The organism is Falsiroseomonas tokyonensis (assembly GCF_019024325.1).
Classification (GTDB): Bacteria; Pseudomonadota; Alphaproteobacteria; order Acetobacterales; family Acetobacteraceae; genus Falsiroseomonas; species Falsiroseomonas tokyonensis.
This window is the reverse complement of record NZ_JAFNJS010000004.1, coordinates 543,813-567,277: the sequence shown is the minus strand read 5'-3', so window position 1 is coordinate 567,277 and position 23,465 is coordinate 543,813. Positions and strand designations below refer to the sequence as shown.

The 23,465-nt window shown below is 71.4% G+C and carries 23 protein-coding genes; 10 read left to right on the top strand and 13 right to left on the bottom strand.

Annotation, left to right across the window (positions count from 1 at the left end):
• Positions 1–13: 13 nt before the first annotated feature.
• Positions 14–1,012: a substrate-binding domain-containing protein gene (locus J3S20_RS16330; RefSeq protein ID WP_216837547.1), complete on the bottom strand. Its 999-nt coding sequence runs from the start codon at positions 1,010–1,012 to the stop codon at positions 14–16.
• Between the two features lie 175 nt (positions 1,013–1,187).
• Here J3S20_RS16330 and J3S20_RS16325 point away from each other — a divergent pair, with 175 nt between their 5' ends.
• From J3S20_RS16325 to J3S20_RS16310, 4 genes are all read left to right on the top strand, one after another.
• Complete coding sequence (locus J3S20_RS16325) at positions 1,188–2,291, top strand: LacI family DNA-binding transcriptional regulator (protein WP_216837546.1); 1,104 nt, start codon at positions 1,188–1,190, stop codon at positions 2,289–2,291.
• A 22-nt stretch (positions 2,292–2,313) separates the two neighbouring features.
• Complete coding sequence (locus J3S20_RS16320) at positions 2,314–4,728, top strand: ATP-binding protein (protein ID WP_216837545.1); 2,415 nt, start codon at positions 2,314–2,316, stop codon at positions 4,726–4,728.
• A gap of 94 nt (positions 4,729–4,822) precedes the next feature.
• A complete protein-coding gene (locus J3S20_RS16315) occupies positions 4,823–5,968 on the top strand; it encodes an Acg family FMN-binding oxidoreductase (RefSeq protein WP_216837544.1) in 1,146 nt (381 codons plus the stop codon).
• On the top strand, positions 5,965–6,462 hold the full coding sequence (locus J3S20_RS16310) for a MarR family winged helix-turn-helix transcriptional regulator (protein ID WP_216837543.1): 498 nt from the start codon (positions 5,965–5,967) through the stop codon (positions 6,460–6,462). The genes J3S20_RS16315 and J3S20_RS16310 overlap by 4 nt, the downstream gene beginning before the upstream one ends.
• Here the strand turns inward: J3S20_RS16310 and J3S20_RS16305 are convergent.
• Positions 6,453–7,886 carry an amidohydrolase family protein gene (locus J3S20_RS16305; protein WP_216837542.1) on the bottom strand — a complete coding sequence of 478 codons (1,434 nt, stop codon included), beginning with the start codon at positions 7,884–7,886 and terminating at the stop codon, positions 6,453–6,455. The genes J3S20_RS16310 and J3S20_RS16305 overlap by 10 nt on opposite strands.
• A gap of 167 nt (positions 7,887–8,053) precedes the next feature.
• Between J3S20_RS16305 and J3S20_RS16300 the strand changes: the two genes are divergently transcribed.
• The 3 genes from J3S20_RS16300 (at position 8,054) to J3S20_RS16290 (ending at position 10,620) form a co-directional block, all read left to right on the top strand.
• On the top strand, positions 8,054–8,677 hold the full coding sequence (locus J3S20_RS16300) for a glutathione S-transferase family protein (RefSeq protein ID WP_216837541.1): 624 nt from the start codon (positions 8,054–8,056) through the stop codon (positions 8,675–8,677).
• Entirely contained in the window at positions 8,677–9,249 is a 573-nt protein-coding gene (locus J3S20_RS16295; RefSeq protein ID WP_216837540.1) for a histidine phosphatase family protein, read from the top strand. The genes J3S20_RS16300 and J3S20_RS16295 overlap by 1 nt, the downstream gene beginning before the upstream one ends.
• Before the next feature lie 201 nt (positions 9,250–9,450).
• On the top strand, positions 9,451–10,620 hold the full coding sequence (locus J3S20_RS16290; RefSeq protein WP_216837539.1) for a sensor histidine kinase: 1,170 nt from the start codon (positions 9,451–9,453) through the stop codon (positions 10,618–10,620).
• Here the strand turns inward: J3S20_RS16290 and J3S20_RS16285 are convergent.
• Together J3S20_RS16285 and J3S20_RS16280 are read right to left on the bottom strand one after the other, a co-directional pair.
• Positions 10,617–11,339, bottom strand: coding sequence for a lysophospholipid acyltransferase family protein (locus J3S20_RS16285; RefSeq protein WP_216837538.1), 723 nt, complete (start codon positions 11,337–11,339; stop codon positions 10,617–10,619). The genes J3S20_RS16290 and J3S20_RS16285 overlap by 4 nt on opposite strands.
• Positions 11,340–11,499: 160 nt before the next feature.
• Complete coding sequence (locus J3S20_RS16280) at positions 11,500–12,486, bottom strand: phosphatidate cytidylyltransferase (protein ID WP_216837537.1); 987 nt, start codon at positions 12,484–12,486, stop codon at positions 11,500–11,502.
• Positions 12,487–12,622: 136 nt separating this feature from the next.
• Between J3S20_RS16280 and J3S20_RS16275 the strand changes: the two genes are divergently transcribed.
• Positions 12,623–13,375 carry an SDR family NAD(P)-dependent oxidoreductase gene (locus J3S20_RS16275; RefSeq protein WP_216837536.1) on the top strand — a complete coding sequence of 251 codons (753 nt, stop codon included), beginning with the start codon at positions 12,623–12,625 and terminating at the stop codon, positions 13,373–13,375.
• Here J3S20_RS16275 and J3S20_RS16270 read toward each other — a convergent pair.
• Genes J3S20_RS16270 through J3S20_RS16250 form a run of 5 tightly spaced genes read right to left on the bottom strand, consistent with a single transcriptional unit; the run spans position 13,372 to position 18,598 of the window.
• Entirely contained in the window at positions 13,372–14,349 is a 978-nt protein-coding gene (locus tag J3S20_RS16270; protein WP_216837535.1) for a Bug family tripartite tricarboxylate transporter substrate binding protein, read from the bottom strand. The genes J3S20_RS16275 and J3S20_RS16270 overlap by 4 nt on opposite strands.
• Before the next feature lie 28 nt (positions 14,350–14,377).
• Positions 14,378–15,217: a fumarylacetoacetate hydrolase family protein gene (locus J3S20_RS16265; protein ID WP_216837534.1), complete on the bottom strand. Its 840-nt coding sequence runs from the start codon at positions 15,215–15,217 to the stop codon at positions 14,378–14,380.
• Positions 15,214–16,710: a bifunctional 3-(3-hydroxy-phenyl)propionate/3-hydroxycinnamic acid hydroxylase gene (locus J3S20_RS16260; RefSeq protein WP_216837533.1), complete on the bottom strand. Its 1,497-nt coding sequence runs from the start codon at positions 16,708–16,710 to the stop codon at positions 15,214–15,216. Before J3S20_RS16260 ends, J3S20_RS16265 begins: the two co-directional genes overlap by 4 nt.
• Positions 16,707–17,603, bottom strand: a complete 897-nt coding sequence (locus J3S20_RS16255; protein WP_216837532.1) for a VOC family protein — start codon at positions 17,601–17,603, stop codon at positions 16,707–16,709. Before J3S20_RS16255 ends, J3S20_RS16260 begins: the two co-directional genes overlap by 4 nt.
• Entirely contained in the window at positions 17,600–18,598 is a 999-nt protein-coding gene (locus tag J3S20_RS16250; RefSeq protein WP_246602873.1) for an amidohydrolase family protein, read from the bottom strand. The genes J3S20_RS16255 and J3S20_RS16250 overlap by 4 nt, the downstream gene beginning before the upstream one ends.
• 106 nt (positions 18,599–18,704) lie before the next feature.
• Here J3S20_RS16250 and J3S20_RS16245 point away from each other — a divergent pair, with 106 nt between their 5' ends.
• Positions 18,705–19,379 carry a GntR family transcriptional regulator gene (locus J3S20_RS16245; protein WP_216837530.1) on the top strand — a complete coding sequence of 225 codons (675 nt, stop codon included), beginning with the start codon at positions 18,705–18,707 and terminating at the stop codon, positions 19,377–19,379.
• 52 nt (positions 19,380–19,431) lie between these two features.
• Positions 19,432–19,743, top strand: coding sequence for a putative quinol monooxygenase (locus J3S20_RS16240; protein WP_216837529.1), 312 nt, complete (start codon positions 19,432–19,434; stop codon positions 19,741–19,743).
• 4 nt (positions 19,744–19,747) lie between these two features.
• Here the strand turns inward: J3S20_RS16240 and J3S20_RS16235 are convergent, their stop codons facing one another.
• The 4 genes from J3S20_RS16235 to J3S20_RS16220 are packed head-to-tail and all read right to left on the bottom strand — an operon-like array spanning position 19,748 to position 23,458.
• Positions 19,748–20,533 (bottom strand): ABC transporter permease, encoded by a 786-nt coding sequence (locus tag J3S20_RS16235; RefSeq protein WP_216837528.1) that lies wholly within the window; start codon positions 20,531–20,533, stop codon positions 19,748–19,750.
• The gene (locus J3S20_RS31130; RefSeq protein WP_216837527.1) at positions 20,530–21,375 is read right to left on the bottom strand and encodes an ABC transporter permease; all 846 of its coding nucleotides are present in this window, start codon (positions 21,373–21,375) and stop codon (positions 20,530–20,532) included. The genes J3S20_RS16235 and J3S20_RS31130 overlap by 4 nt, the downstream gene beginning before the upstream one ends.
• The gene (locus J3S20_RS16225; protein ID WP_216837526.1) at positions 21,372–22,427 is read right to left on the bottom strand and encodes an ABC transporter ATP-binding protein; all 1,056 of its coding nucleotides are present in this window, start codon (positions 22,425–22,427) and stop codon (positions 21,372–21,374) included. Before J3S20_RS16225 ends, J3S20_RS31130 begins: the two co-directional genes overlap by 4 nt.
• Positions 22,424–23,458, bottom strand: coding sequence for an extracellular solute-binding protein (locus J3S20_RS16220; protein ID WP_216837525.1), 1,035 nt, complete (start codon positions 23,456–23,458; stop codon positions 22,424–22,426). The genes J3S20_RS16225 and J3S20_RS16220 overlap by 4 nt, the downstream gene beginning before the upstream one ends.
• Positions 23,459–23,465 lie beyond the last annotated feature (7 nt).

Below are 23,465 nucleotides of genomic sequence, written 5' to 3'. Positions count from 1 at the left end.
TGTCGGGCGCGGGCTAGATCGCGAAAGCCTTGTCGGAGACATGCGGGAAGACGAGCTCCTCCGCCGTCACCGCGCGATGGATCAGCCCCTGTTCGCGCGCGTAGCGGATCAGGGTCTCCACGGTCTTCCGGTTGGGCTCCAGGCCATAGGGCCAGGGGTCCTCCCCCATGATGTCGCGAAGGCGCCGCGCCTCGTCGCCCAGCCAGGGATGGCTGGTGGTGAGGAAGCCCATTTCCCACATATTGCGCTGCGCCAGGGTCTTGGCCTGCAGGAAGGCCTTGAAGACGCTGCGCGGCAGCCAGCGATGCTGCTCCGCCAGGTCACGCCGCAGGCCGATGGCGTGGATGATCGGGAAGATGCCGGTGCGGCGGAACCAGTCCTCCTCCAGCGGCCGGTAGTCCTCGAACATGCGGATGATGTCGGGGTGGCCGTTGTCGTAGCAGGCGGGTGCACGGGCGGTGAGCAGCGCGTCGATCCGCCCATCCACCAGCGCATCGGACAGCGCCGTCGCGTCGCCGATCGGCCGAACGTCGAAGCCGGCGGGCAGGTCCAGCGCCATGCGTTCCTTGCGACCGCCCATATTCAGGCCGCCGGTGCGCCAGGCGATCTCCTCGGACCGCACGCCATAGTCGTCGGAGATGATGCCGCGGGTCCAGACCGCCGCCGTCATCTGGTATTCCGGCACGCCCATGACCTTGCCGCGCAGATCCGCCGGCGTGCGCAGGCCGCTGTCTTTTCGGATGTAGATGCAGGAATGGCGGAAGGCGCGGGAGATGAAGGCGGGCAAGGCGAGATAGGGCGATCCGCCGCGCGAGGTCGCCAGCAGATGGCTGCTGAGCGACATTTCCGTCACGTCGAAATCTGCGCCGTTGAAGGCGCGCGCATGGGCTTCCTCGGGCGCGATCGGCACGAAGTTCACCGCGCAGCCCTCGATCTCCACCTGGCCGGTCAGCAGGGGCAGGGAGCGGTCGTAGAGGTTGCAGGCCAGGGTGAGGGGCAGCTTGGCGGTCATCGGCGCGGGGCCGCTTCGGCCTGGGTCTGTGGACGCATCCTCGGGTCCCTTTATAAATGCCAACGTTGGCATTGCCTAGTTGGTTGTGCCAACGTTGGCACGATGATGGCCGGGCCCGGCGACCCGCGTCAAGGGGCGGTTTGCAGGCCCCCCGGCCCTGCGGCATCTTCGCCGCGTGACCACGATCAAGGACCTCGCCGGCATCGTCGGCGTCTCGCATTCCACGGTGGCGCGGGCGCTCAACGACCATCCGGCCATCACGCCCGCGGTGAAGGCGCGCGTGCGCGCGGCGGCGGAGGCGCATGGCTATATCGCCAATGCCGCCGCCCGCGCCCTGCGGGTGCAGAGCGGCGCGCTGGTCGGCTTCGTCGTTCCCGACATCGAGGAGAACGACATGGCGGCGATGGCCAAGGCGATCGCCGAATGCGTCAATGCCACGGGTCGCCAGCTCGTCGTCGCCTGCAGCGGCGATGCGCCGGAGCGGGAGCTGGCGCATGTCCGCGCGCTGGTTGGCGCGCGGGCCGCGGCGCTGGTGCTGATGCCGAGCGAGAACCCGCTGCCGGAGACCCTCGCGCTGCTCGGCCGGCTGCCGACGGTGCAGCTGGTACGGCGGGTGGCGGCGCTGGCGGCGGAGGCCTTCGTCTTTGACGACGAGGCGGGGATCCAGGAGGCCACGGCGCATCTCCTCGCCCTCGGCCATCGCCGGATCGGCTATGTCGGCGGTAGCGAGACGGTCAGCACCGGCGCGGCGCGGCTGGCCGGCTATCGCCGCGCGCTGCGCGAGGCGGGCCTGGCGGAGGATCCGGCCCTGGTCTCCACCGTGGCGCCGCATGGCCCGGCCGCCGCCGGCGCCTTCCGCCTTCTGTTCGAGGCGGCGCGGCCCAGCGCCATCGTGCTCGGCGGGCCGCGCATCACGCTCGGCGCGGCGGAGGCGGTGGCCGAGCTGCGCCTCAACGTCCCGGGCGAATTGTCCCTGGTGGGCTTCGGCGATCGCGCCTGGATGCGCTGGTGGGGCCCCGGCCTGAGCACGGTGGCGCTGCCGGCGCGCGAACTGGCGCAGGCTTGCGGCAGCCATCTGGTGGACCTGCTGCGCGCGGTGCCCCGCCAGGGGGAGGCTGAGGGTCAGGCCCATGCCGGGGCGCTGGCGCCGGGCCTGATGCTGCGCGGCAGCACCGCCCCGCCGCTGCGCGGCGCCACTGCCCCGCCGCTGCGCGGCGCCACCGCCCCACCGCCGGCGGGCCAGGCCGCCCGGAAGGTGCCGAGACCTCGCCCTGGCTGATGGATATGCCTAGGATCGCCGGATGCCGACACTTCCCGACTATGAGGATTCGCGGGGCGGCCGGCAGCCCGCGCCGGATCCGGCCGCGCCCAGCGACACCCTGCTGGACCAGGCGCTGCAACGGATCGCGCGGCTGGCGTGCAACAGCCTGGGCGTGGCGCGGGCCGGCATCTGCCAGGCCGCCAGCGCCACCGCGCCGCCGCAGGATGATCCGGCCGGCTTCGCCCTGGACACGCCGCTGCTGGGCCGCGACGGCACCCGGCTCGGCACGCTCTGGCTGCGCCATGACGGTCCGCGCGCGGCGCTGGGCGCGGCCGAGCAGGCGGTGCTGGCCGATCTCGCCGCCACGGCGGTGGAGGCGCTGGAACGGCACGCGGAATTCCTCGCACTCGCCTGGCGCGAGCAGCTGCTGCGGGTGGTGGCCGATGCGCCCAGCTTCGCCGTCGCCGTGGACAAGGCCATGGCCGCGGTGCGGGAGGCCACCTGCGGCATGCTCTGCCTGTTCTTCCGCCTGGCGCCGGATGGCGTGCATATGCAGCTGGTGGCGGGCCAGGCCAGCACGCCGGCGCTGACCGAGGCCTATCTCAGCCATCTGCGCCAGATCGACGTGCGCATCGACAATTCGCTGATCGGCCAGGTGGCAGTCAGCGGCGAGCAGCAGGTGATCACGCACATCGATGACGCGATGCAGCGGCGCTACCCGGCCATCAGCCTGTCGGTTTCGCAGCGCATCGGCGCGCAGGTCGTCACGCCGGTCTCGGTGGGCGGGGAACGCTATGCCTTCAGCATCGGCTTCGCCTCGGATGATCGCGACATGGCGGCGCTGGCGGAGAGGATGCGCGCTTTGGCCGGCACGCTGCGCCCGCTGCTGCGCCGGCTGCGCGATGCGGAGGAGATCGCGCTGAACGAGCAGCGCTTCCGCCTGGTGGCCCGCGCCACGGCGGAGATCGTCTGGGACCTGGACCTGGCCATCGACCGGCTCTGGCTGGGGGAGGAGTTCCGCGAGCAATTCGGCCATGCCCTGCCGGACCCGCCGCCCGGCCTCGGCTGGTGGGCGGCGCTGGTGGCGTCGGAGGATCGCGACCGCGTGCTGGCCAGCCGCCAGGCCGCCATCGCCGCCGGCCGGCCCTGGCGGGAGGAATACCGTCTGCGCCGCGCCGATGGCAGCCTGGCCCTGGTGCTGGACCGCGGCTTCCTGATCCAGGATGCGGAGGGTGCGGCGCTGCGCATGGTGGGCAGCATGGTGGATATCACCCGCCCGCGCGCCATGGAGGAACAGCTGCGCCAGTCGCAACGCCTGGATGCGCTGGGCAATCTGACCGGTGGCGTGGCGCATGACTTCAACAACCTGCTGGCCGTCATCATCGGCAATGTGGAGCTGATGGCGGAGGCCACGGTCCAGGACCCCGCCTTGCGCGGCTTCCTGGAGGTGATCCTGGCGGCGGCGGAACGCGGCGCGGCGCTGACCGCCAGGCTGCTGACCTTCGCGCGGCTGCACCCGCTGGCGCCGAAGGCGCTGGACGTGAACCGCCTGCTGCGGGAGGTGGAGGCGCTGGTGCGGCCGCTGATCGGCGCCGGCATCCAGCTGGCCTTCCTGCCCTGCCGCGGCCCGGCGCCGGTGGTGATCGACGGGCCGCAGCTGGAGAATGCGGTGCTCAACCTCTGCATCAATGCGCGCGACGCGATGCCCGAGGGCGGCCTGCTGCGGATCGAGACCGACCGGATCTCGGCCTCGGCGCTGGCCGCGGCGCAGGCGGATGTCCCGCTGGGCGACTACGTCACCATCACCGTCTCCGACACCGGCACGGGCATGCCGCCGGAGGTGGCGGAGCGAGCATTCGAGCCCTTCTTCACCACCAAGGCCTTCGGCAAGGGCAGTGGCCTCGGCCTTAGCATGGTCTTCGGCTTCGTCGGCCAGTCGCAGGGCCATGTCCGGATCCGCACCGCGCCCGGCCGCGGCACCGCCGTGACCCTGTATCTGCCGCAGGCCGCCGCGGTGCCGGAGCCGGAGGAGGCGGAGGCGCCGCCGATCGCGCTGGAAGGCGGCCGCGGCCGGGTGCTGCTGGTGGAGGATGATGCCACCCTGCGGCGGACCGGCCGGGCGCAGCTGCAGCGGCTGGGCTACCAGGTGCTGCTGGCCGAGGATGGGGAGGCCGCCATGGCGCTGCTGCAGGGCGGCGCGCCGGTCGACCTGCTCTTCACCGATATCGTCATGCCGGGGCGTCTCAACGGGCACCAGCTGGCGCGCCAGGCGATGGTGCTGCGGCCGCGGCTGCGGGTGCTTTTCACCTCCGGCTACCAGGAGGGCGTGGCGCCGGAGCCGGGCGACCTGGAGCAAGGCTTCCTACTGCTGCCGAAACCCTATCGGCTGGCCGATCTCGCCCGCGCGATCAGCCGCCTGATGGATGCGGCGCCGGGCGCCTCCGGCTCGGAATAGCTTCGACAAACAGGTGGTCGCCCGGTCCCGATTTTGGCCTTGCGGAATGTTCGACGTCGAACTACATAGTTCGACATCGAACAAGGAGCTTCCGATGTCCACCTCCCGTCGCCAGATCCTCCGCTCCGCCGGCGCCGCCGGCCTGGCCCTGCTGCCCCTCGGGGCGCGCGGCCAGCAGCTGCGCAGCGATCCCTCCGCCCCCTGGTCCGAGGCGCCGCTGGCCGCCGCGCATGCGGATCCGCGCATCCGCGCCCTGGCCTGGGCGGTGCTGGCGCCCAATCCGCACAACCGCCAGCCCTGGGTGGCGGAACTGCCGGCGGCGACGCCTGACACCATGCTGCTGTTCTGCGACCTGGACCGCCGCCTGCCGGTGACCGATCCGCTCGACCGGCAGATCACCATCGGCCTGGGCTGCTTCATCGAACTGTTCCGCATGGCCGCGGCCGCCGAAGGGCTGGACCTGGTGGTGACGCCCTTCCCCGATGGCGCGGCCCAGCCGCGGCTGGACGGCCGGCCGGTGGCGCGGCTGCGGCTGGTCCCCGGCGGGGTGGCGGATCCGCTTTTCGCCGTGGCGGATCGCCGACGCTCCGTGAAAGCGCCCTACGACATGGACCGCCCGGTGCCCGCCGCCGCGCTGCAGGCGGTGGCCAGCGCGGTGGCCCCGCCCGGACGCTGCCTGGTGACGGCTGAGGCGTCGCGCGTGGCCGCGCTGCGCGACCTGGTCTGGCGCGCCTGGATGGTGGAGGCGACGACGCCGGCGGCGCATTTGGAAAGCGTGGACCTGATGCGGCTGGGTCGCGAGGCGGTGACGGCGCAGCCGGACGGCATCAGCATCTACGGCCCCGGCCTGGACGCGGCGGTGGCCAGCGGCCAGATCACCCACGCGGCCATGCTGCCGGGCCAGCCGGGCTACGACTTTATGGTCTCCCGCTACCGTGCGATGATGACGGCGACGCCGGCCTTCGTCTGGACCACGACGCCGGGCGCCGGCCGGGCGGACCAGTTGCAGGCCGGCCGTGACTGGCTGCGCGTGAACCTGGCGGCGACGGCGGCGGGGCTGGCGCTGCAGCCGGTCAGCCAGGCCCTGCAGGAGTATCCGGAGATGGACGGTCCCTATCGCGAGGCGCAGCGGGAGCTCGGCGAGGGCGGCGTGGTGCAGATGATGGGGCGCCTCGGCTACGGCCCCGCCGTGCCGCCGACGCCGCGCTGGCCGGCCATGAGCCGCATCCGCACCGCGTGAACGGGACGGCCGATCCGGCGATCTTCGTGCTGTTGAACGAGATCGCCATCATCGAGCATCTGGCCCGCAACCAGGTGGAACGGGTGCTGCCCGACGGGCTGCGCCTGTCCCACTTCACCGTGCTGAACCATCTGGTGCGCCTGGGCGACGGGCGCAGCCTGGCCCGCATCGCCCGGGCCGTGCAAGTGGAGCGCCCGGCGATGACCAATACCATCCAGAAGCTGGAGGCGCGCGGCCTGGTGCGCAGCGCGCCGAACCCGCGGGACGGGCGCGGCAAGCTGGTCTTCCTGACGGAGGCAGGGCGCGCCATGCGCGGCCAGGCGGTGGCGGTCATGGCGACCGCCCTGGCGCCGGTGCCGCATGGGCTGACGGCGGAGGAGATCGCCGACCTGCTCGGGCCGCTGCGCCGCCTGCGCGGCGCGCTGGACCGCGCGCGGGACGCGACTGAGCACGCGCAGGACGCGACGGCGGACGAGACCGCGCCTCAGCCGTAGCGCGTCGATTTCCAGAAGCCGGGCGGCGTTGCCGTCATCGCCTGCAGGCCGGTGCGCTGCAGCGCCAGGCCGATCTCGCGCGTCGCCTCCGCCATCACCGTTGCCTCCTCGACATGCGCCAGCCTGCGGTCGCGCATCAGCACGCGGCCGCCGACCAGCACCGTGTCCACATCCGACCCCAGCGCGAAGCAGACCAGGCGATAGAGCGGCATGTCGCCGGGCCAGAGATGCGGCTTCCGCAGGTCAATGATGGCGATGTCGGCGCGCTTGCCCAACTCCAGGCTGCCGATCTCGTCCTGCAGTCCGAGCGCGGCGGCGGCGTCGCAGGTGATCATCTCCAGCGCCTTGCCGGGCGGCAGCACCTTCGCGTCGCGGAAGTGGCGGCGGTGGTAGTGCATGGCCTGGGTCATGTGGCGGAACATGTCGAAGCTGCGGTCGGGCGCCGTGCCGTCCGAGCAGATGGCAACGGTGGCGCCGGCCTCCATCAACTCGATCGCCGGGCAGCGGCCGATGATGGACATATTGGCGGAGGGGTTGTGCGCGATCTTCGTGCCGGTCTCCGCCACCATGCGGATCTCGTCCTCGGCCAGATCGATGCAGTGCGAGAGCAGCGCATCGGGGCCGAGGATGCCCTGCTCCATCGCATCCCGCACCGTGCCGCCCTTGTGCCCGTCCTGGGTGAAGCCGACGCCCTTGGCCCGCGACAGCGCGCGCACCTGCTTCGCGACCTCGGGGTAGATCTTTGCGGTTTCCGGCGTGACGCCGTGGCGGCCGGGATAGCCGACGGGGGCGCAGAGCATGATGCGGATCTGGCTGTCCCGCGTATCGTGCAGCCGCTCGATCAGCGTGGTGCAGACGGCGAGCTGGTCCTCCAGCCCGATCTGCCGCTCGCGATGCGTCGTGCCCTGCCATTCGAAAAAGCGGTTCGGATAGGGCGGCGGGGAGACGCCGGGGCAGAGCACGCTGCGCACGCCGATGCGGCGATAGCCCGCCGCATGCGCCTCCGCATGCGCGGCATCGTCGGTGCGGGAGCCGTAGGCGCCGAAGATGGAAAGCCCCGTGGTGACGCCGGCCTTCAGCCGTTCCAGCGCGGCGAGCGCGCCATCCGCGCCCCAGAAATCGGGCGTCGCGCCGCGCGGATAGATGGCCTCCACCGCTTCCGTCCAGCGCGCCCCATCGCCGCCGCCCAGCGTCTTCACCAGCGTATGGCCGGCATGGGCATGCGCATCGATCAGCCCGGGCAGCACGGCCTTGCCGCTGGCATCCAACTCCGCCGTGCCGGGATGCGCGGCACGCAGCGCGGCGGTATCCCCGACCGCGGCGATGCGCCCATCGGCCACCAGCACCGCGCCGCCCTCGATCACGCGGCGGTCGGGGTCCATGGTGACCACCAGGCCGTTCACGATCAGCAGTGTCTCGGACATGGCTCGCTCCCTCCGTCTTGCGGGGCGAGCCTAGGCAAGCCGCTGCGGCATGGCGAGGCGATGCGCGGGCGTCATCGCTGCCTTCGCCGCCCGGGGATGGCAAGGGGGTGACGCACCCGGCGGCGCAGCCTAGCATCCCGGCAAACCCTACCCCCGGAGCGTCCTCGATGAAGCTGTACTATTCCCCCGGCGCCTGCTCGCTCGGCATCCACATCATCCTGGAGGAGATCGGCAAGCCCTATGAGCTGTCGCTGGTGGCGCTGAAGGAAGGCGCGCAGCACAAGCCGGAATTCCAGGCGGTGAACCCGAAGTCCAAGGTGCCGGCGCTGGATCGCGGCGATGGGCGGGTGCTGACGGAATTCCCGGTGATCGCCTGGTGGCTGGGCAAGTCGAACCCCGAGGCCGGGCTGATGCCGACGGATTTCGAGGCCGAGACCCGCTGCCTGGAAATGCTCGACTATGTCTGCGGCACCATCCACCCGCAGGGCTTCACCCGGCAGTTCCGCGCCGCCAACTTCACGCCGACCGAGGCCGACCAGCCCAAGGTGGTGGAGCAGGGCAAGGCGCTGGCCGCCAAGTACTTCGAGACGCTGGAGAAGAACTGGACCGGCGGCACCTATGTGCTGGCCTCCGGCTATTCGGTGGCCGATGCGGCGCTGTTCTTCGTGGAATACTGGGCGACGCGGCGGTCCGGCATGACCCTGCCTTCGCACCTCGCCAAGCACCTGGACGCCATGCTGGCGCGGCCGGCGGTGCAGCGGGCGCTGCAGCAGGAAGGTCTCCCGGCCTGATGCTGCACCCCACCGCCTTCTGGTTCCTGCGCCATGGCGAGACGGACTGGAATGCCCAGGGCCTGTCGCAGGGCCGCACCGATATCCCGCTGAACCATGTGGGAGAGGCCCAGGCCGCGCGGGCCGCGCGCACCCTGGCGGGCATTGCCATCGCCAGCATCGTCGCCTCGCCCCTCGTGCGCGCGCACCGGACGGCGGAGGTGGCGGCGGCGGCGCTCGGCCTGCCGGTGACGCTGGATGCGGATCTGGCGGAGGTGAATTTCGGCAGCCAGGAAGGCCTGCCGATGGGCGACTGGTACGATGACTGGATCGCCGGCGACTACACGCCCGATGGCGCCGAGACCTTCGCGGAACTGCGCGACCGTGCGGTGCGCGGCGTGAACCGCGCCTTGGCGCTGCCGGGCCCGGTGCTGGTGGTGGCGCATGGGGCGCTGTTCCGCGCGCTGCGCCAGGCGGCGGGGCTGGAGGCGAATGTGCGCACCCCCAATGCGCTGCCGCTCTGGATGGAGCCGCCGGGCGCCGGTGACGCCGCCTGGCGCATCACCCCGGCGCAGCTGGCGCCGGAGGCCTGACGACCCGATCCCAGGTCCCGGCGCATGCGGCGCCGGGGCCGCCATCCTGCTGCCATCCTTGAATGTTTTGTGCGGCGCGGGAACCGTGACGCGGCCGCGGCTTGCATGCCGCGGTCGCCGCATGGGAAGGAACATCCCGTGACCCTCGCAACACGGGGTTGCGATGTGGGATCGAATCTTTCACGCAATGGATAGTCGTTGATGTCGGATATCGGCCGGCCGGAGAACGGCGGGGAATTGCGCCGCCGCCTGCGCCAGCAGCAGCTGATCTCCGCCTTCGGGCGCGAAGCCCTGCGTGGCCCGGACCTCGATGGCCTGCTGCAGGATGCGGCGCAGGCGGCCTCCGATGGGCTCGGCACCTCGCTCGCCAAGGTGCTGCAGCATATCCCGGCGGAGAATTGCCTGCTGATCGTCGCCGGCGTCGGCTGGGGGGAGGATGTGGTGGGCGTGGTGCGCTTCGGCACCGACCTCGCCTCCCCGGCCGGCTTCGCGCTGCGTACCGGCGCGCCGGTGATCTCGAACCACTTGGGCGGGGAGGGCCGCTTCCGCACGCCGCAGCTGATGGTGGACCACGGCGTGCGGCGCGCGGTGAATGTGCTGATCCGCGGCGAGGCCGGCGCGCCCGCCTTTGGCGTGCTGGAAGTGGACAGCCGCGACGAGGGGGAGGAATTCTCCGACAGCGACGTGGATTTCCTGCAGGCCCTGGCCAATGTTGTGGGCCTTGCCATCGACCGGGACCGCGACCGCCGCGACCGCGACCTGCTGACGCGGGAGGCGCATCATCGCGTCAAGAACAGCCTGCAGATCGCCCAGACCCTTCTGCGCCTGCAGCTGCGTGAGGTGGAGGATCCGGAGGCCCGCGTGCAGCTGGAACAGGCCGCGCGGCGCATCATGACCATCGGCGCGGTGCATGAGCGGCTGTTCTCCGGCCCCGCCATCGGCCAGGTGGCGGTGGCCACCTATCTGCGCGGGCTAATCGAGGATCTGCGCAGCTCGCTCGGTGTCGGCGAGGGCGGCCGGCCGCTGGCGCTGGAGGTGACGCCGGCCAGCGAGACGGCGATCTGGGACGGCGACCGGGTGACCACGCTGGGCCTGGTGGTGACCGAGCTGGTGACCAATGCCTTCAAATACGGCCGGGACGGCGTGGTGGTGCGGCTGGATATCGCCGCGCTGGATGGCGCCGGCGTGCTGGTGGTGGAGGATGGCGGCGATGGGCCGCCGGAGGGCTACGACCAGGTGAAGGGCCGGGGCCTCGGCATGCGGATCCTCAACACCCTGCTGCGCGGTGGCGGGCTGGTGGCGGAACGCCCCACGGACGGCCGCTTCCGCTTCGTCGCCACGCTCTCGCCGGCGCCGCCCCCTGCCGCTTAAGAGGCAGGGGGCGGCGCCAGGGCGCGCACCGCGGCCTCGCAGCGCTGCGCCACCTGGGTCCAGCCCTCGCGGTCCTGCGGCGTGTCGGCGAAGGTGAGCGGCGGGCCGATATGCAGGTGCAGCCGGCCCGGCCGCGGCCAGCGGCGCTGCGGCGGCCAGGCTTCATGCGCCCCCTCCAGCCAGCAGGGCACCACCGGCACGGCGGAGCCCGCGACGAAGGCGCCAAGTCCGGGCTGGAAGGCGGCCATGCTGCCGTCGCGGGACCGCGTGCCCTCCGGGAACAGGATGAAGACCAGCCCGTCCTCCTCCAGCCTTGCGCGCAGCGTCACCAGGTCCTTCGGGCGCGTGCGGCGCCGCCAGACGGGCAGGGCGTTGATCGCATAGGCCGCGAAGGCGGCCATGGCGTGGGAGGTGAAGAAGGTGTCGCCGGCCGCCAGCGCATGAGCGCGCCGCGCCGCCGGGCCGCGCAACGCGGCGCCGACCGCCAGCGCATCCAGGTGGCTGGCATGGTTCGCCACGATGACGAAGGGCGGCGCGGGCAGATTCTCGCGGCCTGAGACCGTGAGGCGGTGCATCGCGGCCATATACAGGCGCACCAGGCGGCGCCAGCTGCCCTGCAGCAGCGTGCCGACCAGGCCTGCCTCCCGCCCATGGCTGCGCAGCCGCTCCGCCGGCGGCAGGCCGAGGTCGCGGGCGGGCTTCAGCTTCCAGCCGGTCACGCCAGATCCCGGTGAGCGTGACCGATCACCGCCTCAGTCGCCGGCGCCGGCATCCGCCGGCTTGGCTGCGCGCCACGTGACTCCGCGCCACTGGGCGCGGCGGCCATTTGGCCGCTCGCCCGCCTGCGGCGGGCGCAGGTTCCATCAAGGAGATCTGGTATCATCCGGCGCCACCCGTCATCAGCCGCGTCGGCGCCGAAAGGCCCCAGCCGTTGAAATAGCCGATCAGGTGGAAGGCGGCGGGGGCCACCAGCAGCAGGCTGTTGAAGCGGTCCAGGATGCCGCCATGGCCGGGCAGCAGCACGCCCATGTCCTTGATGCCGATGTCGCGCTTGATCGAGGACAGCATCAGGTCCCCCGCCTGCCCGCCGATGCTGACCAGCGCGCCGAGCAGCACCAGCTTCCAGGTGCTGTCCATCGGCGTGCCCTCGAAGATCATCCCGGCGACGAAGGCGACCACCGTGGTGGTGCAGACCAGCGCGCCGAGGGCGCCTGAGATGGTCTTGTTCGGGCTGGTCGCCGGCAGCAGTTTGGGGCCGCCGATCAGCTTGCCGCTGGTGAAAGCTGCGACATCGTTCAGCCCCACGGCGAGCACCAGCAGCAGCAGCAGCGGCCGGTAGCCCGGCTCGTTCGCCATATAGCCGAGATGGGCGAGGCCGGCGCCGAACAGCATATAGCCGAAGATGGCGAGGCCGGTGCGCTGGATATAGCCGGAGGGCCGGTCCAGCGGGATGGAGGCGATGGCGATCACCGTGACGGTCAGCGGCCAGAGCGCGACGAAGAAGCCGTACCAGTGATCGAGCGCGGCGAAATTCACCAGCACGACGCCCAGCACCACGACGGCCACCAGCGCATATTCGCGGAACAGGCCGGTGGCGCGGTCATACTCGCGCAGGCAGGCCAGGCCCAGCAGCGTGACGGCGCCGATCACCCATTCCCGGCCCAGAAGAATGGGCCCCATGATCAGCGGTAGCAGCACCGCCCAGGACCCCAGCCGCAGCCACAATTCGCGGCGGAAGGCGGGGGTGGCGCGACCGGTGGCGGAGAGTGCGCCGATCACCGCCGCGGCCAGCGCCAGGATGCCCAGCGTGGCGGCCACCAGCCCGCGAGTCACGGGATGGCCGAAGGCGATATCCCAGCCGCTCATCTCATCATCCGTCGCAATGCCCTGCGTAGAATGGCGCGCGCGACCGCCGGGCGATAGCGGCGCGGCTGTCACAGTGTTTCCATCCGCTGCGCGATATGGCCTTTTGGCGTGACGCACGCCGCCGGAGATCCCCCGCATGCCCCGCCCACGCACCATCCTCGTCACCGGCGCCGCCAGCGGGATCGGTGCCGCCTGCTGCCGCGCGCTGGCAGGGCCCGGCACGGCGATCCTCGTACATACGCGGAAGAACGCGGCAGGGGCGGAGGCCGTGGCGGAAGCGGTGCGCGCAGCGGGCGGCCTGGCCGAGGTGATGCTGGGCGACATCGCGGACCCCGCGCTGCCGGCGGCGCTGGTGGCGCGTGCACAGGCGCGCTTCGGCGGGCTGGATGTGGTGGTGGCCAATGCGGGCTTCGCCGATCGCACGCCGGTGGCGGCGCTGACCGAGGCCGGCTTTGCGCAGTCGATGGACACGGTGCTCTGGGCCTTCCTGCGCCTGGCGCAGGCGGCGATGCCGGTGCTGGCGCGGGGGGAGGCGACGCGGCTGGTCGCCATCTCCTCCTTCGTCGCGCATGTTTTCCGCACCGATGCGACGATCTTTCCGGCCACCGCCGCAGCCAAGGCGGGGGTGGAGGCGCTGGTGCGGGCGCTGGCGGTGGAGGCGGCCGCCAGCGGCACCACGGTGAATGCGGTGGCGCCGGGTTTCACCCAGAAGGACGCAACCGGCCACAGCGCCATGACGCCGGCGCAGTGGGATGCGGTGCGGGCCCGCATCCCGCTCGGCCGGCTGGGCACGCCGGCCGATGTCGCGCAGGCGGTGGCCTATCTCGCTTCACCTGGCGCGGGCTATGTCACCGGCCAGGTGCTGCATGTGAATGGCGGGCTGATCTAGCGGGAAGGGCCTACGCCGGCGAGCCGCACCAGCTCCGCGCCCGCCGCGCGTTCCCGCGCGATGATGGCGGCGAATTCGGCGAGGGTGTTGCCGATGCCGTTGAAGAAGTTCGGCGCCAGGGCGCGGCCCACGAATTCCTCGTTGGTCACCACGCGGCGCACCGCGGCGGCCATCGCCTCCGCGATCGCGGGCGGCAGCGCGCCGGGCGCGGCCAGGCCCCACCAGGCGCCGCCATAGGGGAAGTTGAAGCCGAGCTCGGCCATCGAGGGCGTGTCCGGCAGCTCCGCCAGCCGTCGCGATCCCAGCACCGCCAGCGGCCGGATGCGCCCGCCGCGGATCAGCGGCATGGACAGTGCCATGGCGCCGTAGCTGGCCTGCACGCGGCCGGCGACCAATTCGCGGAAGGCGTCGCCGATGCCGCGGAAGGGCACGTGCTCCATGGCGAAACCCTCCTTCGCCTTCAGCCATTCGAAGAGCAGTTGCTGCGCGGAGCCGACGCCGGAGGAGCCGTAGTTGATCTCGCGCTGGCCCTTCGCCCAGGCGATGAAGGCGCGCAGGTCGCCTTGCGGCACTTCCGGGCTGCCGACCAGCACGCTGGGGGCGGAGGCGAGTTGCGTCACCGGCAGCAGCGAGGCGAAGCGGGCAAACAGCTCCGGCTCCGCATGCGGCATGGTCGCCATGGATTCGATGTTCACCGCGCAGAAGGTGGTGCCATCGGGCGCGGCCAGGGCGCAGGCTTCCAGGCCGATGACGCTGTTGCCGCCGGGGCGATTCTCCACGATCACGGGCTGGCCGAGATCCTGGCGCAGCCCCTCCGCCACCGCGCGGACCAAAATGTCCAGGTTCCCGCCCGGCGGCTGCGGCACGATGATGCGCATGGGGCGGCGCGGCCACTCCGGCGCTTGTCCGAGTGCGGGGGCCGCGAGCAGCGCGGTGGCGCCCGCCAAAAGCCCGCGGCGGCTGATGTTGTTCATTGTTGTTTCCTCCCTGGCTTGGCTCGTCTCAGCTTTCGTCGGCGACCGGGTTGCGCAGCAGGCCGACGCGGTCGATCTCCACCTCCACCACATCGCCGGGCTTCAGCCACAGCGGCGGCGTGCGCTTGGCGCCGACACCGCCCGGCGTGCCGGTGGCGATGACATCGCCCGGCTCCAGCCGCGTGAAGGTGGAGCAGTATTCGATCTGGCGCGGGATATCGAAGATCATCTGGCCGAGCCGCGCATCCTGCACCACCTGGCCGTTCACCCGAGTCTGCAGGCGCAGGTCATCGAGCGCGCCGACCTCGTCCGGCGTCACCATCCAGGGGCCGAAGGGGCCGGTCTCCGGGAAATTCTTGCCCGGCGTGAACTGATGCGTGTGGCGCTGCCAGTCGCGCACGCTGCCGTCATTGTAGCAGGCATAGCCTGCGACCTGTGCGAAGGCGTCATCCCGGGAAACGTGGCGGCAGGAGGTGCCGATGATGACGGCCAGCTCGCCCTCGAAGTCGAAATCCGTCGAGACCTTCGGGCGCAGCAGCGGGGCGAGATGGCCGGTCTGGCTGTTCGGGAAGCGCGTGAAGACGGTGGGATTCTCGACCTCGGAGCGTCCCGTCTCCTTGCGATGGGTCTCGTAGTTCAGGCCGATGCAGAGGATCTTGTCGGGGTTCGGGATCACCGGCAGCCAGGTGATCTCCGCGAAGGGAATGCGCGCGCCATCGGCCTGCGCGGCCTGTGCCACGGCGCCGGCGGCGATCAGCGACTTCAGGTCTGGGAAGCGGGCGCGCAGCGTGCCGGCCTCGGTGACGAAGCCGTCGCCGACCAGGCCCCATGTCGCCGTGCCGGCATGAGAGAAGCTTGCGAGTTTCATGCGTATTCCCCTTGAAGCGCTTGCAGCATGTGTTCCAGCGACGCGGCATCCGCGGCGACGCCATAGACATAGTGGTCAGGCCGGACGATCGCGGCCTGCACGGCATGGCGCGAGAACCAGGCGGCGAGCAGGCCGTCCTGTTCCTCGACATCGTCGAGATGCAGGGTGGCGAAGGGTGCTGTGATGCGCGGCGTCTTGGCGCCCAGCACCAGGCGCCAGCCATGGCCGAGGATGCGGTCCATCAGCACCCAGTCCTTCCCCTGGCGCAGGCGTGGCTGCGGAAACAGCGTGCCCTGGGCGGGATGCGCGGGTGTCGCCAAAAATCCACCGGCCAGCGGCGGCACGATTTCCTGCCGCGTCACCACCGGCGCGCGGCCGCCGCCCTGCGCCAGCAGCGCGGCATCGCGCGCGCGGGCGGCGGCGGGATCACGCTCGCAGATCTGCCGGCCGATCGCCTTGATGCGCGCGGTCAGCGTTCGGACATGTTCCGCGCGCTCCACCTCGTAGCTGTCGAGCAGCGCATCCGGCGCGCCGTCGCGCACCGCGGACAATTTCCAGAGAAGATTGGAAACGTCCCGCAGACCCTGGCACATGCCCTGGCCGATGAAGGGCGGCTGCTGGTGCGCGGCATCGCCGGCCAGGAAGATGCGGCCCTGGCGCCAGCGTTCCGCCACCAGCGCGTGGAAGCGGTAGCTGGCGGCGCGCCAGAGCGTCGCCTCCCCCGGCTTCACCCAGCGGGAGAGCAGGCGCCAGACCTCGGGCTCGGTCTGCATCCGCGCCGGATCCTCGCCGGGCAGCAGCATGATCTCCCAGCGGCGATGGTTGCCGGGGCCGACAATGGCGGTGATGGGGCGCGCCGGGTCGCAATGCTGCGCGGCGGTGGCGGGCAGGCGGGCCAGCGCCTCCTCCCCCACCAGCATATCCACTACCAGCCAGGGCTCGTCGAAGACGAGATCGGTGAAGCCGATGCCGAGCGCCTGGCGGGTGAAGGAGGAGGCGCCGTCGCAGGCGATGACCGTCCGCACGGTGACGGCCCGCGTGCCCGCGGCGCTGCGCAGCGTCAGCGTTGCGCGCTCTGCATCCTGCGCGATGCCCACAAGCTCCGTGCCCAGTTCCACCGTCACGCCCGGCTGCGCCGCGGCATGGGCGCGCAGCACCGCCTCCACCGGCGGCTGGGTGAAGACCATGGTGGGCGTGTAGCCGAGCGGATAGGGCGGCGGCACCATATCGATGCGGCGGATTAGCTGGCCGTCGACGCCAAAATGCTCGGAGGCGGGGAAGGGCGCGGTATGCGGCAGCACCTGCTCCGCGATGCCCATATTGTCGAACAGGCGAAGGATCTCGTGGTCGATCGCGATGGCGCGCGGCTTCGGATAGATCTCCGCGCTGCGATCGATGGCGAGCGTGCGGAAGCCGGCCTGGCCGAGCAGCGCGGTGGCGACGGCGCCCGAGGGGCCGAAGCCTGCCACCACCACATCATAATCCGTGCTCATGGCGCGGCGAACCGGATGGCGAGCTGGGCGCGCTTCGTGGCCTCCGGCTTCGGCGGCGCGATGCCCCATTGGTCCGTGCGGCCGGGCGGCCAGACCCATTCGCTGGGGCCGCGCACCACGTGGCTGTCATCCACCTGCTGCACCTCCGCCGTGTATTCCACCACGATGCCGAAGGGGTCGATGAAATAGGCAAAGACGTTGTCGCCCGGCCCGTGGCGCCCGGGACCCCAGGCCATGGGATGGCCGCCATCGATCACGCGGCCGGCGCCGCGCATCACCGCCTCCCACCCCGCCATCTGGAAGGCGACATGGTTCAGCCCGTCATGCGGGGCCTCTGCCAGCACCACCGCGTGGTGGTCGCTGTTGCAGCGTTCGAAGGCCATGAGTTTCGAACGGTCGGTGAGCTGGAAGCCGAGGCCGGATTCGAAGAAGCGTGCGGTGGCATCGACATCGGCGCAGTTCAGGTTGACATGCGCCAGCCGCTCCGGCCGGTCCGGCGAAGCCGCATCCGCTGCACGCCGCTCGTCATCGACGACGAGGCGGAACAGGGAGCCGAAGGGGTCGCGCAGCGTGGCGCCGAAGCCGCCGGCGGGCTCGGCGAGGGGCGCGGGCGGCGCCAGCAGCGAGGCGCCCGCCGCCTGGGCGCTGGCCAGCACGCGGTGCAGCGCATCGGCGTCCGCCGCCCGGAAGGTCACGCTGCGGATGGCCGGCTGCGGCGCCGCATGCAGCGCCAGCACATGGTGATCCGCCCCGGTGGCGCGCAGCCACAGCGAGGAAGGCTCGCGCGCCACGACCGTCAGGCCCCAGGTCGCGGTGTAGAATCGCTCGGCCACAGCGAGGTCCGGCACCAGCAGATCGACGCTGCGCAGCGCGGTGAGGGGGAAGCGTGTCATGCCGGCAGTCCCAGGAAGCTCAATGCATTGTCCCGCAGCACCGCCTCGCGCGCCGTGCCGGGTTCCAGCACTTCGGCGATGCGGCCGACGGGATCGTTCTCGCGGAAGGCGAAGGGGTCGTCGGTGCCGAGCAGAAGTCGCTCGGGCCCCATCACGCCCAGCAGGTGGCGCAGCATCGGCGCGTCGAAGACCAGCGCATCGACGAAGAAGCGCCGCGCCTGCGCGCTCGGCGCTTCCTCGATGCTGTCGCGCAGGGCGGGAAAGGTGTGCCAGGCCTGTTCCAGCCGCGGCAGCAGGCTGGCCAGCGTGCCGCCGCCATGGCTGAAGCAGAGCCGCAGCGCCGGGTGGCGCAGCATGAGGTTGGAGGTGATGACGGAAGCCGCGGCCAGGCCGATCTCGCTCGGATAGCCCAGAGCCTGCTGCAGGTTCTTGGGGCCCACCAGCCGGTCCATGCCCGCGGGCCGCACCGGATGCACCAGCACGGCCATGCCGAGCTGCTCGGCGGCGGCGAAGAAGGGCCGCAGCGCGGCGTCGCCGATCACCGTGCCGTTGATGTTGCTGCCGATCTCGACGCCGGCGAAGCCCAGCTCCTCCTTCGCCCGCCGCATCTCCGTCAATGCCGCGTCCAGGTCCTGCATGGGCAGGGCGGCGAGGCCGATGAGGCGGCCGCCGGAGGCCGCGACCATCTCCGCCGTGCAGTCGTTCACATGGCGCAGCAGCGGCACCGCGGCCTCGGCCGGCATCCAGTACGAGAACAGTTCCGGCATGGGCGAGATCGCCTGCCGCGCCAGGCCCTTGGCATCCAGATCAGCCAGCCGCAGTGCCACGTCCCAGCAGCGCGCGGCGACGGTGCGGTACGGCTTGCCGTCGATCATCACATGCCGCTGGCCGCCTTCCGCGGGCGCCATGCTCGGCCAGCCGGGCAGGTCGCGCGCCGGGAAGGCGCCGGGCACCACATGGGCGTGGATATCGATGGGGCCGGCCGGTTGGGCCATGGTGTTTCCTCGCGTCTGGCCCATGGATGATGGATAAGCGGGCAGCTGTAAAGGGGAATGTATATATTTTGCGGGCGGCCGATCCCTGTGTATATCTGGTCCCGCCATGAGCAGCCCCGCCACCCACGCCTCCTCCGTCTTCGAGCGCATCCGCGCCGATATCCTGGCCGGCCGCCTGGCGCCCGGGCGGCGGCTGCAGATCAAGGCGATGATGGAGAGCTACCAGATCGGCCAGACGCCCTTGCGGGAGGCGCTGAATCGCCTGAGCGCCGATGGCCTGGTGCTGTGCACCGACCAGCGCGGCTTCACCGTCCCCGGCATCAGCGCCGCCGAGCTGCTGGAACTGACAAAAACGCGCTGCTGGCTGGAGGAGCGCGGCCTGCGCGAATCCATGGCCGCCGCCACGGTGGAATGGGAGGAGCGCCTGCTGGTCGCCGGCCACCGCCTGGCCCGCACGCCGCGTGGCCCGGATGGCGAGGCCGCGGCCGAGGATGCGACCTGGGAGGCACGGCACCGCGACTTCCATCGCCTGCTGGTGGGCGGCTGCGGCTCCTCCTGGCTCATCGGCTTCTGCGACCAGCTGACCGACCGCCACCAGCGCTACCGCAAGCTCGCCGCCCGCCGCGCCTTTCCGCGCCGGGATGTGGAGGCGGAGCACCAGGCGATCCTGGATGCGGTGCTGAAGCGGGATGCGGACCGCGCGGTGGCGCTGCTGACCGCGCATTACACGCGGACGGCGGAAATCATCCTGGAGGATGCGGCGGTCTTCCCGCCCGGTTGACGGCGCCCCCGCCCACGGCCGAGGCTGCCGGGACCGGAGAGGAAACGCCCGAATGATCCATGTGCTCGCCTTCATCACCACCAAGCCCGGGATGCGGGAGGCCGTGCTGGCCGAGATGCGCGCCAATATCCCCGCCGTGCTGGCGGAGGAGGGCTGCCTCGAATACGGCCCCACCATCGATGCGGAGGGCATCGGCGCCATCCAGACGCCGCTCGGCCCGGACAGTTTTGTCGTGGTGGAGAAGTGGTCCAGCGCCGCGACGCTCGCCGCCCATGGCGCCGCGCCGCATATGAAGGCCTATGGCGCCAAGGTGCGGGACATGGTGGCGAGCCGCGTCATCCATGTGCTGAGCCCGGCCGCATAGCGCCTCAAAAGGCCCGACGCAGCCCCACCAGGCGCTCGATCAGCACCACGCCGCAGAAGGCGAAGATGACGGAAAGCGTGGCGGCTGCCGCCGCCGTCGGGTCGAAATCGTAGGTGAGGAAGTCGAAGAGCGCCAAGGGCAGGGTATTGCCGCCGATCGGCTTCAGCAGCAGCGAGATGGTGAACATGTCGAAGGAGACGATGAAGGCGAAGAGCCCGCCCGTCAGCATCCCCGACTTCACCAGCGGCAGCACGACCCGGCGGAAGGTCTCGAAGCCCGAGGCGCCGAGCGAGGCGGAGGCTTCCTCCAGCGCCGGGTCCACCTGCTCCAGCGCCGCGACGATGGCCAGGAAGGCGAAGGGGAAGGCGATCACCACATGGCCGATCTGCAGCCCGGGCAGCGTCTTGCCCAGGCCCAGATGGTTCAGGAAGAACAGCAGGCCGATGGCGGTCAGCAGCTCCGGCAGCAGCAGGGGCAGCAGCATGGCCACGCGGAAAGCGGCACCCAGCCGGCGCGTCAGCGCGCGGTGGCAGAGCGCGGCCAACGTCGCGACCGTGACCACCACCAGCACGGTGGTGCCCGCCACCTGCAGCGACAGGGCCAGAGCCTCCCGGAAGGTCTCGCTGCCCAGGAAGCGGCCGAACCATTTGAGCGAAAGCCCCTGCGGCGGCAGGCGCATCATCTCCCCCGCCGTGAGGGAGGCGCCGACCACCGCGACCAGCGGCAGCAGCAGGAAAGCGTAGATCAGGCCGAGGCCGATGGCCGAGAGGCTGCGCAGAAAGGCGGTCATGCCCGGGTGCGCTCCGCCAGGCCCTGCGTCAGCAGGGTGAAGACCGCGACGACGGACAGCGTCGCCACCGCCATCACCACCGCCAGCGCCGCGCCGAAGGGCCAGGCGAAGGAGCCGATCAGCTCCCGCACCACGATGGCCGGCATCAGCGCCACGCCCTGCCCGCCGAGCAGCGCCGGCGTGACATAGGCGGCGACCGAGAGCACGAAGACCAGCACCACCCCCGCCTGCACGCCCGGGAAGGCCAGCGGCAGCGTGACGCGCCAGAAGGTCTCGAAGCGGCCGGCTCCGAGCGAGGTGGAGGCTTCGCGCAGCGCCGGGCTGATATTGCGCAGCGCGGTGGCGATGGGCAGCACCATGAAGGGCGTGAAGACATGCACCAGCGCCAGCACCACCAGCCCCGGCGTGAAGAGCACGCGCAGCGGACGCTCGATGAGGCCGGCGGCCAGCAGCCAGCGATTGGCCGGGCCATCCACCGTCAGCAGCAGCATCCAGCCGAAATTGCGCACCAGCACGCCGATCAGCAGCGGCGAGACGATGCAGGCGAAGAAGACCACATGCCAGCGCCCCTGGGTGCGGGACAGGTGCAGCGCCAGCGGGAAGGAGAGCAGCAGACACAGCAGCGTCACTACGCCGCCCATCAGCAGGCTGCGGCCCAGCGCGCCGAGATAGAGCGTATCGCCCAGCGCCCGCTGGTAGTGCAGCAGCGTATGGCCCTCGCCGAAAGGCAGGCCGCTGGCCGGCGCACGAAAACTCATTGCCACCATCTCGACATAGGGCAGCACGAAGAACAGCAGCAGCAGCGCCACCGCCGGCAGGCCGAGCAGCAGGCGTGTCTTCACGGCGCGATATCCGGCATCAGCCAGGCATGCGCCGCATCCACCGCCAGATGCACCGCATCCCCCGGCGCGACGGCGAGATGGGGCGAGGCCTGCAGCCGCAGCCGCGTGCCATCCGCCAGGGCCACGTCGCATTGCTGGGAGGCGCCGAGGAAGGCCGCCGCCAACACACGCGCCGGCACGCCGGTGGGCGCCAGGGACAGCGCCTCCGGCCGCAGCATCAGCAGGGCGGAGGCGCCCTCGGCCAGCGTGGTCGCGCCCGGCACCTCCAGCACCGTCTCGCCGATCGCCACGCGCCAGAGGCCCTCGGCCAGGCGCTGCGCCGGGCGGGCCGGCAGCATATTCGCCTCGCCGGTGAAGCGCGCGACATAGGCCTCGGCCGGGCGCTGGTAGATCTCGCGCGGCGTGGCGAACTGCACCACGCGGCCGCCCTTCATCACGGCGACGCGGTCGGACAGCGCCATGGCCTCCGCCTGGTCGTGGGTGACGTAGAAGGCGGTGATGCCGGCCTGCTGCTGCACCTCGCGGATCAGCCAGCGCACCTCGTCGCGCAGCCGGGCGTCCAGATTGGCCAGCGGCTCGTCCAGCAGCAGCAGGCGCGGGCGGATCACCAGCGCGCGGGCCAGCGCCACGCGCTGCTGCTGGCCGCCGGACAATGCGCGCGGCAGGCGGGATTCGAGCCCCGTCAGCCGCACCAGCGCCAGCGCCTCCGCCACCCGCTTCTGCTGCTCGGCCGGTGCGATGCGCCGCACCTGCAGCCCATAGGCGACGTTCTGGAAGACGGTGAGATGCGGGAACAGCGCGTAGTTCTGGAAGACCACGCCGAAATCCCGCTTCTGCGGCGGCAGCGCCACGATGTCCTGGCCATCGACGCGGATCTCCCCGCCATCCGGCGTCAGGAATCCGGCGATGCAGCGCAGCGTGGTGGTCTTGCCGCAGCCGGAGGGGCCGAGGAGCGACACCAGCTCCCCGTCCCGTGCCTGCAGGGCCACGCCATCCAGCGCCAGCGTGCCGCCATAGCGCTTGGTCAGGCCCGCGATATCGACCTGTGTCAAATGGCGCGCGTCCAGCGTTCGTTGATCTGGCTGGCCAGCCGCGCCGCCAGCGCCCAGTCGAAGCGCAGCGTGCGGGCCAGCGCCTCCTGCGTGATCGGCAGGGCATCGGCCAGGTCGGGCGGGATCGCCACCGTGCCGTTCACCGGGGCCACGAAAAATTCCCGCGCCAGCAGCAGCTGCACCTCGGGGCTCAGCATGAAGTCGATGTATTTCGCGGCCGCCGCCTTGTCCGGGCCGTTGGCGGCGATGCTGAAGGTCTGGTCGAACATCATCAGCCCGTCCTCCGGCTGGATGATCTCGATCGGCACGCCGCGGCGCTTCAGCGGGATCACCTCGCCATAGTCGAGCGGCGCGATGGCGACCTGGCCCTGGGTCAGCAGCGGCACCATCTGGCCGCTGAAGCCGACCTGCGGGAAGGGCTTCAGCTCGACGAACTTGGCGATGGCGGCATCCAGGTCGTCATGCCCGCGGCCGAACATGGCCCCCGCATGCATCAGCAGCATGATCGAGGCGGAGTTGCCGATGGCATAGAGGCCAAGCTGGTCGCGGTAGCGCGTGCTCAGCAGTTCGCGCCAGGATTTCGGCGGCACGCGGACCATGTCAGTGCGATAGGCGATGCCGATGGGGGAGATCATGCCGATCACGCCCATGTCGCCGGCCGTGCGCGCGGTGGGGATGACATTGGCCATGTTCGGCATGCCGGCCACCGGCAGCTTCTCGAAGAAGCCTTCGTTGCGCAGCAGCACGGCGAAGCGTTCGTTTGTCATCAGGCTGGTGAAGGGCGGGTTGGCGGCGCCGGCGGCGCGGAAATTCGTCACCCAGCCATTGCCGACGCCGATATCCAGCCGCACCGGCCGGCCGAGCAGCGTCTGCAGCCGCGGCGAAAGCTGGTTGCGCCAGAAGGCCTCCCATCGCCCGCCATAGGTATTGGCGATGAAAGGGCCGCTCTGCGCCTGCGCGGGCCGCGCGCCACCCTGGGCGGCGAGCAGCGTGGCGAGGCCGGTGAGCGCGGCGCGTCGTGTGGCGGGCATGGCGTGG

Excerpts from the sequence above, each read along its gene's own strand:
- J3S20_RS16280 (WP_216837537.1), bottom strand. The coding sequence starts at position 12,486 with ATGAGCGGCTGGGATATCGCCTTCGGCCATCCCGTGACTCGCGGGCTG.
- J3S20_RS16330 (WP_216837547.1), bottom strand. The coding sequence starts at position 1,012 with ATGACCGCCAAGCTGCCCCTCACCCTGGCCTGCAACCTCTACGACCGC.
- J3S20_RS16250 (WP_246602873.1), bottom strand. The coding sequence starts at position 18,598 with ATGGCCCAACCGGCCGGCCCCATCGATATCCACGCCCATGTGGTGCCC.
- J3S20_RS16305 (WP_216837542.1), bottom strand. The coding sequence starts at position 7,886 with ATGTCCGAGACACTGCTGATCGTGAACGGCCTGGTGGTCACCATGGAC.
- J3S20_RS16220 (WP_216837525.1), bottom strand. The coding sequence starts at position 23,458 with ATGCCCGCCACACGACGCGCCGCGCTCACCGGCCTCGCCACGCTGCTC.
- J3S20_RS16270 (WP_216837535.1), bottom strand. The coding sequence starts at position 14,349 with ATGAACAACATCAGCCGCCGCGGGCTTTTGGCGGGCGCCACCGCGCTG.
- J3S20_RS16260 (WP_216837533.1), bottom strand. The coding sequence starts at position 16,710 with ATGAGCACGGATTATGATGTGGTGGTGGCAGGCTTCGGCCCCTCGGGC.
- J3S20_RS16255 (WP_216837532.1), bottom strand. The coding sequence starts at position 17,603 with ATGACACGCTTCCCCCTCACCGCGCTGCGCAGCGTCGATCTGCTGGTG.
- J3S20_RS16245 (WP_216837530.1), top strand. The coding sequence starts at position 18,705 with ATGAGCAGCCCCGCCACCCACGCCTCCTCCGTCTTCGAGCGCATCCGC.
- J3S20_RS16315 (WP_216837544.1), top strand. The coding sequence starts at position 4,823 with ATGTCCACCTCCCGTCGCCAGATCCTCCGCTCCGCCGGCGCCGCCGGC.
- J3S20_RS16275 (WP_216837536.1), top strand. The coding sequence starts at position 12,623 with ATGCCCCGCCCACGCACCATCCTCGTCACCGGCGCCGCCAGCGGGATC.
- J3S20_RS16240 (WP_216837529.1), top strand. The coding sequence starts at position 19,432 with ATGATCCATGTGCTCGCCTTCATCACCACCAAGCCCGGGATGCGGGAG.
- J3S20_RS16235 (WP_216837528.1), bottom strand. The coding sequence starts at position 20,533 with ATGACCGCCTTTCTGCGCAGCCTCTCGGCCATCGGCCTCGGCCTGATC.
- J3S20_RS16300 (WP_216837541.1), top strand. The coding sequence starts at position 8,054 with ATGAAGCTGTACTATTCCCCCGGCGCCTGCTCGCTCGGCATCCACATC.
- J3S20_RS16320 (WP_216837545.1), top strand. The coding sequence starts at position 2,314 with ATGCCGACACTTCCCGACTATGAGGATTCGCGGGGCGGCCGGCAGCCC.
- J3S20_RS16295 (WP_216837540.1), top strand. The coding sequence starts at position 8,677 with ATGCTGCACCCCACCGCCTTCTGGTTCCTGCGCCATGGCGAGACGGAC.
- J3S20_RS16265 (WP_216837534.1), bottom strand. The coding sequence starts at position 15,217 with ATGAAACTCGCAAGCTTCTCTCATGCCGGCACGGCGACATGGGGCCTG.
- J3S20_RS16290 (WP_216837539.1), top strand. The coding sequence starts at position 9,451 with ATGTCGGATATCGGCCGGCCGGAGAACGGCGGGGAATTGCGCCGCCGC.